Genomic DNA, 15,125 nt, shown 5'->3' with positions numbered 1-15,125 from the left:
AGCAGGATAGCTTATCGGTAGCTAACCGTCCCTCCATCCACATGACCAAGCGTTGCACTTATTATCTGAATTCGCGCCATTCCGAGACAGGTAAAACCAAGGACGCGATCATATTGCGAGCCAATCCAGGCAAACACCATGATAATGCTGACAAAACTCAGCACATAAAATTCACAAATATAAAGGGTATAAACGTCGAGCGACATGGTGAAAATGTTCCCGGGGAAGCTGGGAAGGAAAAATAGCACTAATTATTTAATGGCAAAAGACGTTGACCAGACGTTCAGAAAAAAAAGTATCAGTTGGTTAGTTTCGCCGCTTTACTGGCCGAAAATAGCGGCGAAGGGTGAGCTAAAGGTGGTTAATCGGGCAGATAGAAATAATCTGCTATCTTAAGTAAAATTTATGATTCAGGTTTCTGGCGCAGGCTTAACTGCACCAGCAGCGCACAAAGCAGGGTGATTGCCGCCAGCCACAGCAGTAAGTGATGAAAGGCCTGCTGCCATACTGGCTGTAGCTGCGACACTGTCACGCCGAGCTGCTGCGCCGCCTGTGTCAGATTGCCGTTTGCCAGCGTGTGCGCGATAAGGCGCACGTTTTCGGTGCTCTGTGGGCCGGTGATGCGTGCCGCGATCAACCCGGTCAGGGTGGTTGTCACCAGCGCCAGCGCGACGCCTTCGCCTGCCACGCGAATGGTGCTGAAAATCCCGGTTGCCATCCCGGCACGCTCTTCCGGCACCACGCTGACGGATAAGCCATCCATTAATCCCCACGGTAATCCGCTACCGGCCCCGATAATCACCATCGCCAGCAGGGTCAGGACAATATCATCACTGCCGCTGCTCTGGCTGAGCAGCAACAGACCCGCCGCCGCGATCACCAGCCCGCTGCTGGCGAGAACGCCTGCCGGGAACCAGCGCGTCAGGGTGACGGCCAGACTCGGTACCAGCAACATCGGCGTGGACAGCGCCAGCATCAGCAGGCCGGTGGTCAGCGGGCTAAAGCCATCGACGCCGATAAAACGCACCGGCAGCAACACCAGCAGGACGACAAAGCAGCAGCAGGTCGCCACGGGCAGCAACTGGATGCCGAGGAAACGGCGATAGCGGAATAACGTCAGATCCAGCATCGGCTGCCGGGCGCGCAGCTAGATACGGATAAACAGCAGCCCGGCCAGCACTGCGCCGCTGAGCAGGGTGATTACCCGCGGATGCTGCCAGCCATCTTCGCTGACCTGCAGAATACCCCAGGTAAACAGCGTCAGGGCAAGGTTGAAACTGCTGATCCCGGTAATATCTATTTTGTGACGCTGTAACGTTTTTGATTCACGCATCCGCCAGTAACCGAGCAGTGCCGCGACAGTGCCCGGCAGCGCTGGCAGCAAAAACACGCTGCGCCAGCCACCATGGTCGATCAGCACACCGGCCACCACCGGGCCGCTGGCGAGTCCGATACCAAAACTGGTGCCCAGCAGACTAAAGGCGCGTGCCTGACCCGGCCCGGCATACGCGTCAGCCAGTGCGGCACCGCCGCCTGCCAGCGCTGCAGCAGCGGCGATAGCCATCACGGCGCGCAGCAGGTCGAGCGTCAGCACACTGGGTGAGAATCCTGCCAGCAGAGAGGTGAAAGTAAACAGCACCACGCCCGTGAGGAATACACGCCGCCGACCCAGATGGTCCGCCAGCGAACCTGCGGCCATCAGCAGGCTGCCAAAGGTCAGCATAAAGGCGTTGGTGATCCAGTTTAACGCCAGTGCAGAGCCGCCCAGCTCACTGGCAATGGCGGGGGTGGCGATCACGCCGCCGGTAAAGCTTAATGGCAAAATAATTGCGGCGGTGCATACGGCCAGTAGCGTCCAGTGTGGACGGCTTTGTTCAATCACAAGGGTGCTCATCGGTGCTTCCATCCTGAATTTGTGCGAGGATGTCAGGATAAAATGGCTGCAACGATGAAAAAACAGGCCGTCTGTCTGAACTAAAAGGACAAAAAATCCGTAATGAAAGCACTGGAAAGTCTCAGCGGGCTCACCGCTCTGGTCAAAGCCGTCGAAACCGGCAGCTTTATTGCGGCCTCGGAACGGCTGGGTGTCTCGGCGTCGGCGATTGGTAAAAGCATCGCCAGACTGGAGAACAGCCTTGGCGTTAGTCTGCTCAATCGCAGCACCCGCAGTATCAGCCTGACGGATGAGGGGGCGCTGTTTTATGAGCGTGCCCGGCGTATTGTGGCGGAAATTGATGAGGCGCAGCATGAGCTGTTGCGGGTGACGGAAAAGCCCAGTGGTCGCTTGCGGATCAGCCTGCCTGCGATTGGTTATCGCCTGCTGATGCCAGTGCTGCCGCAGTTTATCGCCAGCTACCAGGATATTGAGCTGGATCTCGACTTCAGTGACCGGCTGGTGGATGTGATTGCGGAAGGTGTTGATGTGGTGGTGCGCAGCGGCAGTTTTACCGATTCTCAGCTGAAAACCCGGCGACTGGGGAGTTATCGCTTTCTGCTGGTGGCGTCTCCGGCTTATCTGGCGCGCAGCGGTGCGCCGCAGCAACCGGACGAGTTAAACGAACATGCCTGTCTGCGCTACCGTTTTAGCGCGACGGGCCTGCTGCAAAGCTGGCAATTCAGTCAGCCATTACGGCGACCATTACCGGAGAAACTGGTATTTACCAATCTGGAAGCGCAGATTGCTGCTGCGGTCAGCGGGCTTGGGTTGCTGTATGTGCCGGATTTTGCCGTGGCGGGGGAGATCGCGCGTGGTGAGCTGGTCACGGTGCTGGATAACAGCGTCAGTGGCGGCGGGCAGTTTTCACTGTTATGGCCGGGTAACCGCCATCTGCTGCCTAAGCTGCGGGTGTTTATCGATTTCTTCAGCCAGCATCATCTGCTGGGCGCATAAAAAAAGCCGGGCATGCCCGGCTTTTTCCTCTGGTCTCTGACGAATGCTTAGTGCTCAAACATCGCAGAGATAGATTCTTCATTGCTGATACGACGAATGGCTTCAGCCAGCATACCGGAGAGGGTCAGGGTACGGACGTTTGGCAGTGCCTTGATCTCTTCTGGCAGCGGAATGGTATCGCACACCACCACTTCATCAATCACCGAGTTACGCAGGTTTTCCACCGCGTTGCCGGAGAAGATAGGGTGAGTCGCGTAAGCGAAGACGCGTTTCGCGCCACGCTCTTTCAGCGCTTCTGCTGCTTTACACAGCGTACCACCGGTATCGATCATATCGTCAACCAGCACACAGTCACGGCCAGCAACGTCACCGATGATATGCATCACCTGAGACACGTTAGCGCGTGGGCGGCGTTTGTCGATAATCGCCATATCGGTATCGTTCAGCAGCTTGGCGATAGCGCGAGCACGCACCACGCCGCCGATGTCCGGAGAAACCACAATCGGGTTTTCCAGACCAATCTGCAGCATATCTTCCAGCAGGATTGGGCTGCCAAATACGTTATCAACCGGGACATCAAAGAATCCCTGGATCTGTTCTGCATGCAGGTCCACGGTAAGAACACGGTCAACACCAACGCTGGAGAGGAAATCCGCAACCACTTTGGCAGTAATCGGCACACGGGCAGAACGCACACGGCGGTCCTGACGTGCATAACCAAAGTAAGGGATAACCGCAGTAATACGACCAGCGGAAGCGCGACGCAGGGCGTCAACCATGACAACCAGTTCCATCAGGTTATCGTTGGTTGGGGCACAGGTGGACTGGATGATGAAAATATCACCACCGCGTACATTTTCATTAATTTGTACGCTCACTTCACCATCGCTGAAACGACCGACAGCGGCGTCGCCCAGGCTGGTGTAAAGGCGGTTGGCAATACGTTGTGCTAGTTCCGGCGTAGCGTTACCAGCAAAAAGCTTCATATCAGGCACGAGAAGAACCTCAGGCTTTGCGTCCAGAGAATGAACCGCGTTGTCATCGGGCCAAAGATAGCAACGGATTCATACGGGTGTGTTAATGCGTTACGTGCAGTGTCAGGAACGGGTGACATTGTCACGTAATCGCGTCTTGCCCTGAAAGGCGGCGATGTAACGGAGAGACATTTACGCCTCGCGCCACAAATCCCCGCAACCATTTCGGGGCCAGCTCCAGCACCTGACGGGCAGCGGACTCAGTGTCAAATTCAGCGAACACACAAGCACCGGTTCCAGTCAGACGCGACGGCGCGTATTCTAGCAGCCAGGAAACAAGCTGTTCAACCTCACGAAAACGTTTTCTTACGGTGGCCTCACAATCATTGCTGAAAGGTGCCTGCATAATGTGCGAAATATCGCGTACCGGCGTATCGCGTGGCAGGTCAGGATCGTTAAACACCAGCGGTGTCGGTACGCTGACACCAGGATGCGCCACCAGATACCATTTTTCCGCTGGTTCCACCGGGTGCAGTTGCTCGCCAACGCCTTCAGCAAAGGCCGCATGGCCTTTAACAAACACCGGCACATCCGCGCCGAGACGCAGTCCCATCGCCGCCAGCTGATCGGGCGTAAAGCCGGTGCGCCACAGATGATTGAGCGCCACCAGCACTGTCGCGGCATTGGATGAGCCGCCGCCGAGTCCGCCACCCATCGGCAGCTGTTTGTCGATGGCGATGGTTGCGCCAGCCTGTGCGGGCAGGGTGCCTGCCGTCGCAGCCTGCTGCATCAGCAGCCGTGCAGCGCGCACGATCAGGTTTTGTTCATGTTCAACGCCATCGACCGGTGTCAGCAGGCTGATATCGCCGCTGTTATCCGGGGTAATGGTCAGCGTATCGCCGTAATCGAGGAACTGAAACAGCGTCTGCAGGTTATGATAACCGTCCGCGCGGCGGCCGGTGATGTAAAGAAACAGGTTCAGTTTTGCCGGGGCAGGCCAGGTGGTGATCATTTAACGGTCCAGCTGTCCATGCGCAGTTTGATACGCTGGTCACCTTCGCGCAGCTCCAGATTCGCGGGCAGTGCCGGTTGGGTATTGCTGTCGTAACTCTGCCAGGTGACTTTCCAGTTCTGGCCGTTGCGGCTGTAGTTCAGTTCGCGCAGCTGGTACTGGTCGTTCAGGCTGTAGTCGGTTGCATCACCCGGCAGGCCCATCATCCATTTACGCAGGTTTTCCAGCGGGATGGCCATCCCCGTCAGCTGCGAAATCATTTTTTCTGCGTCATTGCTGACATAGCGTTTGCCTTTACTGTCCACCAGTTGCACGACTGAACCCTGAGCATCGAGCTGCAGTTCGGTGCTGCCGAGCGGGTTGGTTAACAGTAAACGGTAGCGATCTGGCGCGGTCTGTTGGCAGTTAAAACGCGCATACACTTTCTGGCTATCAGAAAGATAGGCAAAAGCGCCACGAGTCTCATACCGGCTGATTTTAGCCACATCTTGCTGGTGTTGTTGCCACTGCGGCGAGCTGACGCTCTGGCCTGGGCCCTGCTGTTGGGTGGTGGAACAGGCCGCCAGCAGCACGCTGGCAAGGGGGAGGAGGCGTAACAGGTTTTTGTTTTTACTCGATAATAAGGTTGGGAACATGTCGTCATCTCCTCAGACTAATCAGGGCTTGCTTGCCGCAAAGAACCGTTAACGCTAACCATCCGCATGACACTCGTCAATCGGCATCTGGTCTTAAAAGCGCATTATTCGCTACGTCATATTACAGGCTTATGCTCTGTATGGCTTTTATTGATCTCGCGCATCTTGTAGAATGCGCCTCACAAAACCCTGTTATTTGTGGGATAACCCAATTCTAACTTCACCATGACGCTGCTGGCTCTCGGAATAAACCATAAAACGGCACCTGTTGCGCTGCGCGAAAAAGTCGCTTTTTCGCCGGACACGCTTGATCAGGCGCTTAACAGCCTGCTGGCTCAGCCGCTGGTACAGGGAGGTGTTGTCCTCTCTACCTGTAACCGAACCGAGCTGTATCTCAGCGTCGAGCAGCAGGAGAACCTGCAAGAGCAACTGGTGAACTGGCTGTGTGACTATCACCAGCTCAGCCGTGACGATGTGCGCAACAGTCTCTACTGGCATCATGATAATGACGCCGTCAGCCATCTGATGCGTGTTGCCAGCGGTCTTGATTCGCTGGTGCTCGGTGAACCACAGATCCTCGGTCAGGTGAAAAAAGCCTTTGCCGATTCCCAGCGTGGCCATTCGCTTTCCAGCGAACTGGAGCGCATGTTCCAGAAAACCTTCTCCGTCGCCAAACGCGTGCGCACTGAAACCGATATCGGCGCCAGTGCGGTGTCCGTGGCGTTTGCTGCCTGCACCCTGGCGCGGCAAATCTTTGAATCACTGTCGACGGTCAATGTCCTGCTGGTCGGCGCGGGAGAAACCATTGAACTGGTGGCGCGCCATCTGCGCGAACACAAGGTTAAAAAGCTGATTATCGCCAACCGCACCCGCGAACGTGCACAGCTGCTGGCGGATGAAGTGGGAGCGGAAGTGATCAGTCTGGCGGATATCGATGTACGTCTGGCAGAAGCCGACATTATTATCAGTTCCACTGCCAGCCCGTTACCGATTATTGGTAAAGGGATGGTGGAGCGCGCGCTGAAAGCGCGCCGTAATCAGCCGATGCTGCTGGTGGACATCGCCGTTCCGCGCGATGTTGAACCGGAAGTCGGCAAACTGGCTAACGCCTATCTGTACAGCGTCGACGATCTGCAACAGATCATCGAGAAAAACATGGCGCAGCGCAAAGCCGCTGCGGTACAGGCGGAAAGCATTGTGGTACAGGAAAGCGGCGAGTTTATGGCATGGCTGCGGGCGCAAAGCGCCGTGGAAACCATCCGTGACTACCGTGCGCAGGCCGAACAGGTGCGCGCTGAGCTGGAATCCCGCGCGCTGGCCGCCCTGCAGCAGGGCGGCGACGCCGAAGCGATTCTGCGCGACCTCGCGCACAAACTGACCAACCGACTGATTCACGCTCCAACCAAATCTCTCCAGCAGGCTGCTCGCGATGGCGACGATGAACGTCTGCAGATCCTGCGCGACAGCCTCGGGCTGGATTAGCCAGCGTCACGCTTAATTTCGCGACGCTGTCTGACTCTTCGAATTCCCTATACAAGGTAGATACCACCACATGAAGACTTCTATTGTTGCCAAACTGGAAGCCTTGCAGGAGCGCCACGAAGAAGTGGAAGCCATGCTCGGTGATGCTGGCGTGATTGCCGATCAGGAGCGCTTCCGCGCGTTGTCGCGTGAGTATGCTCAGCTGACGGATGTCAGCAACTGTTTCCGCCAGTGGCAGCAGGTGCAGGAAGATATCGAAACCGCTGAGCTGATGCTGGCCGATCCGGAAATGCGCGATATGGCACAGGAAGAGTTAAACGAATCCCGTGCCCGCAGTGAAGAACTGGAGCAACAGCTGCAGGTGCTGCTGCTGCCGAAAGATCCCGATGACGAACGCAACTGCTATATCGAAGTGCGCGCAGGAACGGGGGGTGATGAAGCGGCGATTTTTGCCGGTGACCTGTTCCGTATGTACAGCCGTTACGCGGAAGCACGCCGCTGGAAAGTAGAAGTGATGAGCGCCAACGAAGGCGAACACGGCGGCTTTAAAGAGGTGATTGCCAAAGTGATCGGTGATGGTGCGTATGGACGCTTTAAGTTCGAATCTGGCGGTCACCGTGTGCAGCGCGTGCCGGAAACCGAATCACAGGGCCGTATCCATACTTCTGCCTGTACCGTCGCGGTGATGCCGGAAGTGCCGGAAGCGGAACTGCCGGACATTAACCCTGCTGACCTGAAAATCGATACCTTCCGCTCCTCCGGTGCGGGTGGTCAGCACGTTAACACCACCGACTCGGCGATCCGTATTACCCACCTGCCAACCGGCATTGTGGTGGAGTGTCAGGACGAGCGTTCTCAGCACAAAAACAAAGCCAAAGCGCTGGCGGTGCTGGGTTCGCGTATCCGTGCGGCAGAAATCGCGAAACGTCAGGCGGAAGAAGCATCCACTCGTCGTAATCTGCTCGGCAGCGGCGACCGCTCTGACCGTAACCGCACCTATAACTTCCCGCAGGGGCGCGTCACCGACCACCGTATTAACCTGACGATTTATCGTCTGGATGAAGTGATGGAAGGCAAGCTGGATTCCCTGATCGAGCCGATTGTGCAGGAGTATCAGGCCGATCAGCTGGCAGCACTGTCCGGGCAGGATTAATGGATATCCGCAGCTGGCTGAAAGCGGCGACGGCGGCGTTGTGCGGCGGCGACAGTCCGAAGCGCGACGCCGAGATTTTGCTGAGTTTTGTCACCGGTAAATCGCGCAGCTGGCTCATCGCCTTCGATAACAGCGAACTCACGGAGCCACAGCGCGATCAGCTCGATGCGCTGCTGCAGCGTCGGGTTACCGGTGAGCCGGTAGCGCACCTGGTTGGCGAACGTGAATTCTGGTCACTGCCGCTGGTGGTGTCTGCGGCTACGTTGATCCCGCGTCCTGATACCGAAATTCTGGTCGAGCAGGCGCTGGTGCGTTTGCCACTGTCGCCGCTGAAACTACTTGATCTTGGCACCGGTACTGGCGCGATTGCACTGGCGCTGGCCAGTGAACGCCCGGACTGCGAAGTGGTCGGGGTTGATCGGATTGCGGATGCGGTGGCGCTGGCGCAGCGCAATGCACAGACATTAAACATCACCAATGCGCGTTTTTGTCTCAGTGACTGGTTCTCCGCGTTGGAAAATCAGACCTTTCATCTGATTGTCAGTAACCCACCGTACATCGATGCAGCAGACCCGCATCTGCAGCAGGGCGACGTGCGTTTCGAGCCACTGTCGGCGCTGGTGGCGGAGGAGCAGGGGCTGGCGGATATTCGTCGTATCACGGCGGATGCCGGGCGTTTCCTGCTGCCGGAAGGCTGGCTGCTGTTTGAGCATGGCTGGCAGCAGGGCGCGGCAGTGCGGGATATTTTGCGCCAACACAATTTTCTGCAGGTGGAAACCTGTCAGGATTACGGCGGCAACGATCGGGTGACGGCAGGGCAAAAAGCCGCCGCACGCGACAACGACTAAAGGAATTATTATGGCCGCTTATTACATGGCGATTAAGCATTTTCATTTACTGACCGTCGCCATCACCATTGTGATGTTTATGCTGCGTTTTTACTGGCAGCAGGCAGGTTCGGCGATGCTGCAACGTCGCTGGGTGCGAATTGTGCCGCATCTGAACGATACTCTGTTGTTTATTTCCGGCTTTCTGCTGGTCAGCATTACCCACTTTTATCCGTTTTCGCCGCAAGGTAACTGGCTGACGGAGAAGCTGTTTGGCGTTATTATCTATATCGCGCTGGGTTTTATCGTCCTGGGGCGCCGTCCGCGAGCGAACAAGCTGCGCTGGATAGCGTTTCTGCTGGCGTTAGTGGTCATCGCGCTGATTATCAAACTGGCTACAGGTAAAATGCCACTGTTGGGGATAGCATGACGTCGGTAGATAAACTGGATTTTTCGCAGTCGCCGCTGTGTGAGGCGGTGATTGCCGCATCGCGTGAAATCCGCGATGACTTTCCCACGGAAGATGTGGGTTCCCAGCTGCGTGCCCTGGTCGCCGAAGCGCGCGAGTACGTAGCCGCGGAACCTGAGCAGGATTTAAAGTTAGAGAAGTTGCTGGAGCTGTTTTATCAGCAGTGGGGATTTGGCGGCGCCAGCGGCGTTTACCATCTTTCCGAAGCATTATGGCTGGATAATGTGCTGAAAAGCCGCCAGGGCACGGCGGTGTCGCTGGGGGTGATCCTGCTGCATATTGCTGAACAGCTGGAAATCCCGTTAATGCCGGTGATTTTCCCGACGCAGCTGATCCTGCGTGCTGACTGGCTGGACGGCGAAATGTGGCTGATTAATCCTTTCAATGGCGAGACGCTGGATGAGCATACGCTGGAAGTGTGGCTGAAAGGCAATATCAGCCCGACGGCTGAGCTGTATGAGGATGACCTGGAAGAAGCTCAGCCGGATACGGTGATCCGCAAAATGCTGGACACGCTGAAAGCGGCGCTGATGGAAGAGAAGCGCATGGAAATGGCGCTGAATGTCAGCAATGTGCTGCTGCAGATTGACCCTGACGACCCGTATGAGATCCGCGACCGCGGCTTAATCTATGCTCAGCTGGAGTGCGAGCATATCGCGCTGAATGACCTGACCTATTTTGTCGAGCAGTGTCCGGAAGATCCCGTCAGCGAGATGATTAAAATTCAGATTCATTCAATCGAACACAAGCAGGTAACGCTTCACTAATCTGTGAAGACCTGAACAGGAAAAGGCGAAGGCATGACTCAAAAAGTAGTGAATATCGGCGACATCAAGGTCGCAAACGACCTGCCATTTGTTCTCTTTGGCGGCATGAATGTGCTCGAATCGCGCGATCTGGCGATGCGTATCTGTGAACATTACGTCAAAGTCACCGATAAACTCGGCATTCCTTACGTATTTAAAGCGTCATTCGACAAAGCTAACCGTTCCTCTATTCACTCTTACCGTGGCCCGGGCCTGGAAGAGGGGATGAAAATTTTCCAGGAACTGAAGCAAACCTTCGGTGTAAAAGTGATTACCGACGTGCACGAAGCGTCACAGGCGCAGCCGGTGGCGGATGTGGTGGATGTGATCCAGCTTCCAGCGTTCCTCGCCCGTCAGACCGATCTGGTGGAAGCGATGGCGAAAACCGGCGCGGTGATTAACGTGAAGAAGCCTCAGTTCGTCAGCCCAGGCCAGATGGGTAACATCGTGGATAAATTCGCTGAAGGCGGCAACGATAAAGTGATCCTGTGTGACCGCGGTGCCAACTTTGGTTACGACAACCTGGTTGTGGATATGCTCGGTTTCAACATCATGAAGCAGGTGAGCAACAACAGCCCGGTGATTTTTGATGTGACTCACGCGCTGCAGTGCCGTGACCCACTGGGCGCAGCGTCCGGCGGTCGTCGTGCTCAGGTCAGTGAACTGGCGCGTGCTGGTATGGCGGTAGGTATCGCGGGTCTGTTTATTGAAGCGCACCCGGACCCGGCAAATGCCAAGTGTGACGGCCCATCCGCACTGCCGCTGGATAAGCTGGAGCCATTCCTGGTGCAGATGAAAGCGATTGATGACCTGGTGAAAAGCTTCCCGGAGCTGGATACCAGCAACTGATCACCCGCTGTCAGAAGGCCCGCCTGTGCGGGCCTTTTTTATTGATGACACACTCAATACACCATAAGAATCGTTGCTTTCAGCTGGCGATCTGCGCAGGGAACACGCTCAGCTCCGGAAAGACGCAAAACGCGTCATCCCTGACGGCTCGGCCCGCGCCGTCCATGGCGCGGGACGCTTTCCTCCGCTGACCGTGTTCCCTTCGCCCTGAGCTGATGCGTTGCTGCTTACATTTCTTGCACCATGGCGTTGTCTGCAGTCAGCAAGCCCACCTATGCGGGCCTTTTTGCCACTTATGCCGTATACGCCGTCAGACTCTGATAATTATCCCTGCCAATCTGCCATAAATCATCCTCCCAGTGTGTCGGGCTCAGCTGCTCCGGGCACCATACGCCGTCATAGCCGGTAGCGCGTACCGCGGCAATCCATGCCGGAATATCCACATCGACTTCTCCTGGCTGATAGTCGCGCTGCACCCATTCATCCCATGCTTCCCCCGGATGTGCGGCACGACCATCACAGAAATGAATGCCATAAATCAGGCTGACATCCATATTCGCCACTTCATCAGGTGTGGTGCGGCCACCCGCATGCAGATGCCAGAAATCAATCACCAGCCCGACGTTATCACGTTCAACGCGCTGAATAATCGCCAGCGCCTGGCTGAGCGAATTGAAACGGGTGAACGCCACCACTTCGATCTGCCGTTTGATGCCATAAGGTTTGGCGATATCGGCGATAGCGCGAATATTGCTGACCAGAATCTCATTGCGCGCCTCTTCGCTCAGCTGATCCAGTTCCGTCAGCGCCATAATCTGTACCACCGGGCAGCGCAGCTGCTGTGCGGCGTGGCAAATCCTGTCGGCTTCTGCCAGCATCTGTGCGCGTTCTTCCGGCTGATGGCGACCAATGCGTTTCAGTGCATTGATACAGCTGATTTCCACGCCCAGCTGGTCCATCAGCGCTGTGTATGCTGCAAAACTGCCGCCATTATCCAGATAACGGAACAGATGTTCCGGCAACAGCTCCAGTGCATCGAAATCGCTCTCTCTGGCAATGCGCAGCTGTGTGACGGCGTTGCTGTACCAGACAGAGACGCCATGTAGTGCTTTTTTCATCGTGACTCCTCACTATGCTTTTCACTGAATAAACTCATGATTTACAGGCTGCATCCGCAGATGCCGACGTGATGCAACTTATCGCCAAATGCACCCGGGTGCATTTGAGGTTAATAACATCCCCGGGCAACGCGACAGAACATAACGAAACCGCGCATGGCGCAGTGACAGACCAGCGCAAAAACAGCTAAGTTATTGAGCGCAACGCGGGTTGGTTGCTATATCATTACTTAATGGGTTAAATATTTCAAACTAACAAAATATGAAATTATAAAATTGTATAAGAGAGCACGCAGTATGCCCATCATCAGCTAAACGATGATGGGTGTAGCGCGGCGTTTTTTTTCGCACTACAAAGCAATAGATTTCGCACCAGCAATAAAGGTAGAAAATCCGGTTTATGCACAGTGCAAAATTGAAAACCTAATACGGTTAGGTTGTCGGAACTTCCGGCCAACTGATGTCCGGCGCAGTTGAAAGGTCGAGGCGATTTAGAGCTACTACATACTGCATCCACTTTTTCAGTAACGCTGACTCTTCCTCCGTTGCGTCATCAAGATCGGCAGCATACTGAAGCGGTGTTATGGCCGCATCCGCAGACGCACGCAATGATGCTTTCTTTGATTCAGCTGCAGAAACTTTTTCTTCTGCAGTCAGCTCAGGCGCATCGATCCAGGCTGGCATTCCATCGATAGATCCGCGGATTTTACCCGCTGGCGGATTGCCTATAAACTCGCTGAAAATATCGTCGTCAACTTCAACTCCATCATCAGGCCATGTCCCGGCAGCCTCATATGAAGATTTAATTGATAGAGCGTAAAATCCTGCTTTTGATGGGCTAAAAACATAATTACTCATGTAATACCTCAATATCCGATGGCGAACCAATAGGAAGGCATGGCAGCAATTCCAGACCCGTTAACATCAGACCTGATCTGAATCTGTGTTGTTGAAATTGATGCTATATAGTGATTTGCAACACCACTTACTGCAGCGGAATAATTGATTGTTGCCTGCGCCATAAAACACATATTGAGAAATGTCAGGGGTAGCGCCTGCGTATAAAGCGCTTCAGCGGTAATTGCATCTGTTACCCCCCACTGCAATATCAATCCCCCTGGCAACCGCTGCCAAGATGCTGATGCTGTAAAGTAACCTGAAAAGCTGTTCATGTCTGGAATCTGGTTAGTTCCGGTGCCGACGTTTCTTTGCGATGCTGTGCCAAATGACAAAGCAGCAATAGCAGCAGTGACAAAAGCAGTAGTAGCAATAGATGTGTCATTGTCTCCTGCTGCTGGAGTTGGTGCTTTTGGTTCACCTGTGAATGTCGGGCTGTCGAGGGGTGCGCCAGCTATTGCAGTAAGCACTTCAGCCGCTGTGGCTTTGCCGATAATGGATCGGCCAACTGATGTCAGTGTTGCCAGCGCCAGTGCATTCGCTCCAGTAAAATACGGCAGACGGTCAGCAGCACCAGCTAACCCCGCCAGCGCTGTCAGGTTATCGTGCTTATTCTGCTTGTTATCAAGAGCTGATTGTTCAGCATAGAGAGAATTCAGCGCAGTGAAAAGCTGGCTGGACTGCTCAGGATCAACATCAATTCCGGCAGCGGCAAGCACAGACAGCATCTCGGCCTGAGCAGCACGAATGGCAGACTGAACGGCGTTCAGCCACTCAGCAGTAACAATTGTACCCTTTGTCCCTGTCAGTGGATTTCCGTTATGAAACAGACTGTCGGAACTGTCAATCGGGGGCATCAGAGACTGCATCAGGCCTCCTCCTCGTATGTGAAATAGCAATAGGTGTGTGCTGGTTTAAGGCTCTCAAAAATCGATTCAAGAACCTTGTCACCAAAAGTCGCCAGGCGCTCACCGGGAAGTGATGCCCCGGCGCGGAAGTAATACACTGAGACGCTGGACTGAACGTTAACCGCCCACACCCAGATAATGCCTTCAACGTAAACCACATCCCCTGCGCGTGAGACACCAGCACGGAACGGTTCAAATTCATCAATCGTGATCGTGTAGCCAGCGGTTGCCGCTATGCGGATAAAATAGGCCCGGCTCAGACCGCCAGTTTCGGCCAGTTTTATCAGAACGGCTTCAAGACGCTGCTGGTAAGAGTCATCGGCACCAGGTGCAAGCTCAAGAACACGCTCCCAGTCAGTTAACAGAGCGCTAGCTGAAAATGGCGTGACAGCGCCAAGGACATCCTCTGCGCTGTAGTCAGCAAGCCTGAACACCTCACCTTCTGCTGTGAGTTCAGCGTTAAGCGCAGGCTGTTCAGGGCTGTAAGCAACAGGCGGCAGAAGTGATGCAAGCAGGTCGCGGTAACTCATAGCTCTGTTACCGTGATTGTCCCGGCACGAATCCACTCGACAGCGGTTTCGTCGGAAGACGAAACAACATTACCCGCTGGTGCTGAAATCGCGCGGTCAGTGACACCCGTAATATTGGTTATAACCCCTTCGGCCTGTGATTTGATAAAGGCATCCCCCGGCTCAAGGGCATTAACAAACGTGGTCAGGTCAGAAATGGCCGTCGCCTGGCCTGACTCAAACGTGATACCGCTGACGCTGATAGCCGCATCGATATCGACATACAGGAACGTCGGAGCCAGCACCATCGTATCTTTTGCTGTTACCGGACGCTGGTCATCGATGTAGGCCTGACAGGTCGCGATGATTTCATCTGAGGGCATACCGCCAGCAGAGGTGATAACCACATCAACCGTTCCCAGACCACGGCGAAGCGGGTAGACATAAGCCTGCGTAACACCGTCTACAGACATCGCCCAGCGACGATAATCATGTTTATTACCGCCTGCAGGCGGACGGTGCGTATTCCGATGATTCCGGTCAGTGATTCCGGCGATTTCGATCGCGTTTCCCGCGCTGGTTATTTCTTACTTTAG

Annotated in this window: 15 protein-coding genes and 2 pseudogenes; 7 read left to right on the top strand and 10 right to left on the bottom strand. The window is 55.1% G+C overall.

Annotated features, from left to right (window positions below; genetic code table 11):
• Positions 1-77: 77 nt before the first annotated feature.
• Both ACSZO1_RS17380 and ACSZO1_RS17375 read right to left on the bottom strand, forming a co-directional pair.
• Positions 78-206 (bottom strand): annotated as a pseudogene (locus tag ACSZO1_RS17380) (GGDEF domain-containing protein); the annotation flags it as partial.
• 197 nt (positions 207-403) lie between these two features.
• Positions 404-1,894 (bottom strand): annotated as a pseudogene (locus tag ACSZO1_RS17375) (MFS transporter).
• Between the two features lie 111 nt (positions 1,895-2,005).
• On the opposite strand from ACSZO1_RS17375, the gene ACSZO1_RS17370 reads away from it, so the two are divergent.
• The gene (locus tag ACSZO1_RS17370) at positions 2,006-2,890 is read left to right on the top strand and encodes a LysR family transcriptional regulator (RefSeq protein WP_437614836.1); all 885 of its coding nucleotides are present in this window, start codon (positions 2,006-2,008) and stop codon (positions 2,888-2,890) included.
• A gap of 47 nt (positions 2,891-2,937) precedes the next feature.
• Here ACSZO1_RS17370 and prs read toward each other — a convergent pair whose 3' ends face one another.
• From prs to lolB, 3 genes are all read right to left on the bottom strand, one after another.
• Positions 2,938-3,885 carry a ribose-phosphate diphosphokinase gene (prs, locus tag ACSZO1_RS17365; RefSeq protein WP_013201847.1) on the bottom strand — a complete coding sequence of 316 codons (948 nt, stop codon included), beginning with the start codon at positions 3,883-3,885 and terminating at the stop codon, positions 2,938-2,940.
• A gap of 121 nt (positions 3,886-4,006) precedes the next feature.
• On the bottom strand, positions 4,007-4,876 hold the full coding sequence (ispE, locus tag ACSZO1_RS17360; protein WP_437614831.1) for a 4-(cytidine 5'-diphospho)-2-C-methyl-D-erythritol kinase: 870 nt from the start codon (positions 4,874-4,876) through the stop codon (positions 4,007-4,009).
• Positions 4,873-5,511, bottom strand: coding sequence for a lipoprotein insertase outer membrane protein LolB (gene lolB, locus ACSZO1_RS17355; RefSeq protein WP_437614828.1), 639 nt, complete (start codon positions 5,509-5,511; stop codon positions 4,873-4,875). Before lolB ends, ispE begins: the two co-directional genes overlap by 4 nt.
• Positions 5,512-5,736: 225 nt before the next feature.
• Between lolB and hemA the strand changes: the two genes are divergently transcribed.
• From hemA to kdsA, 6 genes are all read left to right on the top strand, one after another.
• Complete coding sequence (hemA, locus tag ACSZO1_RS17350; protein WP_437614826.1) at positions 5,737-6,993, top strand: glutamyl-tRNA reductase; 1,257 nt, start codon at positions 5,737-5,739, stop codon at positions 6,991-6,993.
• A 70-nt stretch (positions 6,994-7,063) separates the two neighbouring features.
• Positions 7,064-8,146, top strand: coding sequence for a peptide chain release factor 1 (gene prfA / locus ACSZO1_RS17345; protein WP_437614823.1), 1,083 nt, complete (start codon positions 7,064-7,066; stop codon positions 8,144-8,146).
• Positions 8,146-8,994, top strand: a complete 849-nt coding sequence (prmC, locus tag ACSZO1_RS17340; protein ID WP_437614821.1) for a peptide chain release factor N(5)-glutamine methyltransferase — start codon at positions 8,146-8,148, stop codon at positions 8,992-8,994. The genes prfA and prmC overlap by 1 nt, the downstream gene beginning before the upstream one ends.
• 10 nt (positions 8,995-9,004) lie before the next feature.
• Positions 9,005-9,403 (top strand): SirB2 family protein, encoded by a 399-nt coding sequence (locus ACSZO1_RS17335; RefSeq protein ID WP_437614819.1) that lies wholly within the window; start codon positions 9,005-9,007, stop codon positions 9,401-9,403.
• Entirely contained in the window at positions 9,400-10,209 is an 810-nt protein-coding gene (gene sirB1 / locus ACSZO1_RS17330) for an invasion regulator SirB1 (RefSeq protein ID WP_437614817.1), read from the top strand. The genes ACSZO1_RS17335 and sirB1 overlap by 4 nt, the downstream gene beginning before the upstream one ends.
• Positions 10,210-10,242: 33 nt before the next feature.
• Complete coding sequence (kdsA, locus tag ACSZO1_RS17325) at positions 10,243-11,097, top strand: 3-deoxy-8-phosphooctulonate synthase (RefSeq protein WP_437614814.1); 855 nt, start codon at positions 10,243-10,245, stop codon at positions 11,095-11,097.
• A 293-nt stretch (positions 11,098-11,390) separates the two neighbouring features.
• Here the strand turns inward: kdsA and ACSZO1_RS17320 are convergent, their stop codons facing one another.
• The 5 genes from ACSZO1_RS17320 to ACSZO1_RS17300 form a co-directional block, all read right to left on the bottom strand.
• Entirely contained in the window at positions 11,391-12,215 is an 825-nt protein-coding gene (locus ACSZO1_RS17320; protein WP_437614812.1) for a sugar phosphate isomerase/epimerase family protein, read from the bottom strand.
• A gap of 432 nt (positions 12,216-12,647) precedes the next feature.
• Positions 12,648-13,073 carry a tail fiber assembly protein gene (locus ACSZO1_RS17315; RefSeq protein ID WP_437614810.1) on the bottom strand — a complete coding sequence of 142 codons (426 nt, stop codon included), beginning with the start codon at positions 13,071-13,073 and terminating at the stop codon, positions 12,648-12,650.
• An 8-nt stretch (positions 13,074-13,081) separates the two neighbouring features.
• Positions 13,082-13,981, bottom strand: coding sequence for a gp53-like domain-containing protein (locus ACSZO1_RS17310; RefSeq protein WP_437614809.1), 900 nt, complete (start codon positions 13,979-13,981; stop codon positions 13,082-13,084).
• On the bottom strand, positions 13,981-14,550 hold the full coding sequence (locus ACSZO1_RS17305) for a YmfQ family protein (RefSeq protein WP_437614807.1): 570 nt from the start codon (positions 14,548-14,550) through the stop codon (positions 13,981-13,983). Before ACSZO1_RS17305 ends, ACSZO1_RS17310 begins: the two co-directional genes overlap by 1 nt.
• Entirely contained in the window at positions 14,547-15,077 is a 531-nt protein-coding gene (locus ACSZO1_RS17300; RefSeq protein ID WP_437614834.1) for a baseplate J/gp47 family protein, read from the bottom strand. Before ACSZO1_RS17300 ends, ACSZO1_RS17305 begins: the two co-directional genes overlap by 4 nt.
• Positions 15,078-15,125 lie beyond the last annotated feature (48 nt).

The organism is Erwinia sp. V71, from assembly GCF_965644245.1.
GTDB lineage: Bacteria > Pseudomonadota > Gammaproteobacteria > Enterobacterales > Enterobacteriaceae > Erwinia.
The sequence above is the reverse complement of the archived record's forward strand: the minus strand, read 5'-3'. Positions and strand labels throughout refer to the sequence as shown.

What these genes read in the sequence shown, in the direction of transcription:
- ACSZO1_RS17305 (WP_437614807.1), bottom strand. Translation starts at nt 14,550, where the DNA reads ATGAGTTACCGCGACCTGCTTGCATCACTTCTGCCGCCTGTTGCTTAC.
- prmC (WP_437614821.1), top strand. Translation starts at nt 8,146, where the DNA reads ATGGATATCCGCAGCTGGCTGAAAGCGGCGACGGCGGCGTTGTGCGGC.
- sirB1 (WP_437614817.1), top strand. Translation starts at nt 9,400, where the DNA reads ATGACGTCGGTAGATAAACTGGATTTTTCGCAGTCGCCGCTGTGTGAG.
- ACSZO1_RS17335 (WP_437614819.1), top strand. Translation starts at nt 9,005, where the DNA reads ATGGCCGCTTATTACATGGCGATTAAGCATTTTCATTTACTGACCGTC.
- prfA (WP_437614823.1), top strand. Translation starts at nt 7,064, where the DNA reads ATGAAGACTTCTATTGTTGCCAAACTGGAAGCCTTGCAGGAGCGCCAC.
- kdsA (WP_437614814.1), top strand. Translation starts at nt 10,243, where the DNA reads ATGACTCAAAAAGTAGTGAATATCGGCGACATCAAGGTCGCAAACGAC.
- hemA (WP_437614826.1), top strand. Translation starts at nt 5,737, where the DNA reads ATGACGCTGCTGGCTCTCGGAATAAACCATAAAACGGCACCTGTTGCG.
- ACSZO1_RS17320 (WP_437614812.1), bottom strand. Translation starts at nt 12,215, where the DNA reads ATGAAAAAAGCACTACATGGCGTCTCTGTCTGGTACAGCAACGCCGTC.
- ACSZO1_RS17315 (WP_437614810.1), bottom strand. Translation starts at nt 13,073, where the DNA reads ATGAGTAATTATGTTTTTAGCCCATCAAAAGCAGGATTTTACGCTCTA.
- ispE (WP_437614831.1), bottom strand. Translation starts at nt 4,876, where the DNA reads ATGATCACCACCTGGCCTGCCCCGGCAAAACTGAACCTGTTTCTTTAC.
- lolB (WP_437614828.1), bottom strand. Translation starts at nt 5,511, where the DNA reads ATGTTCCCAACCTTATTATCGAGTAAAAACAAAAACCTGTTACGCCTC.
- ACSZO1_RS17310 (WP_437614809.1), bottom strand. Translation starts at nt 13,981, where the DNA reads ATGCAGTCTCTGATGCCCCCGATTGACAGTTCCGACAGTCTGTTTCAT.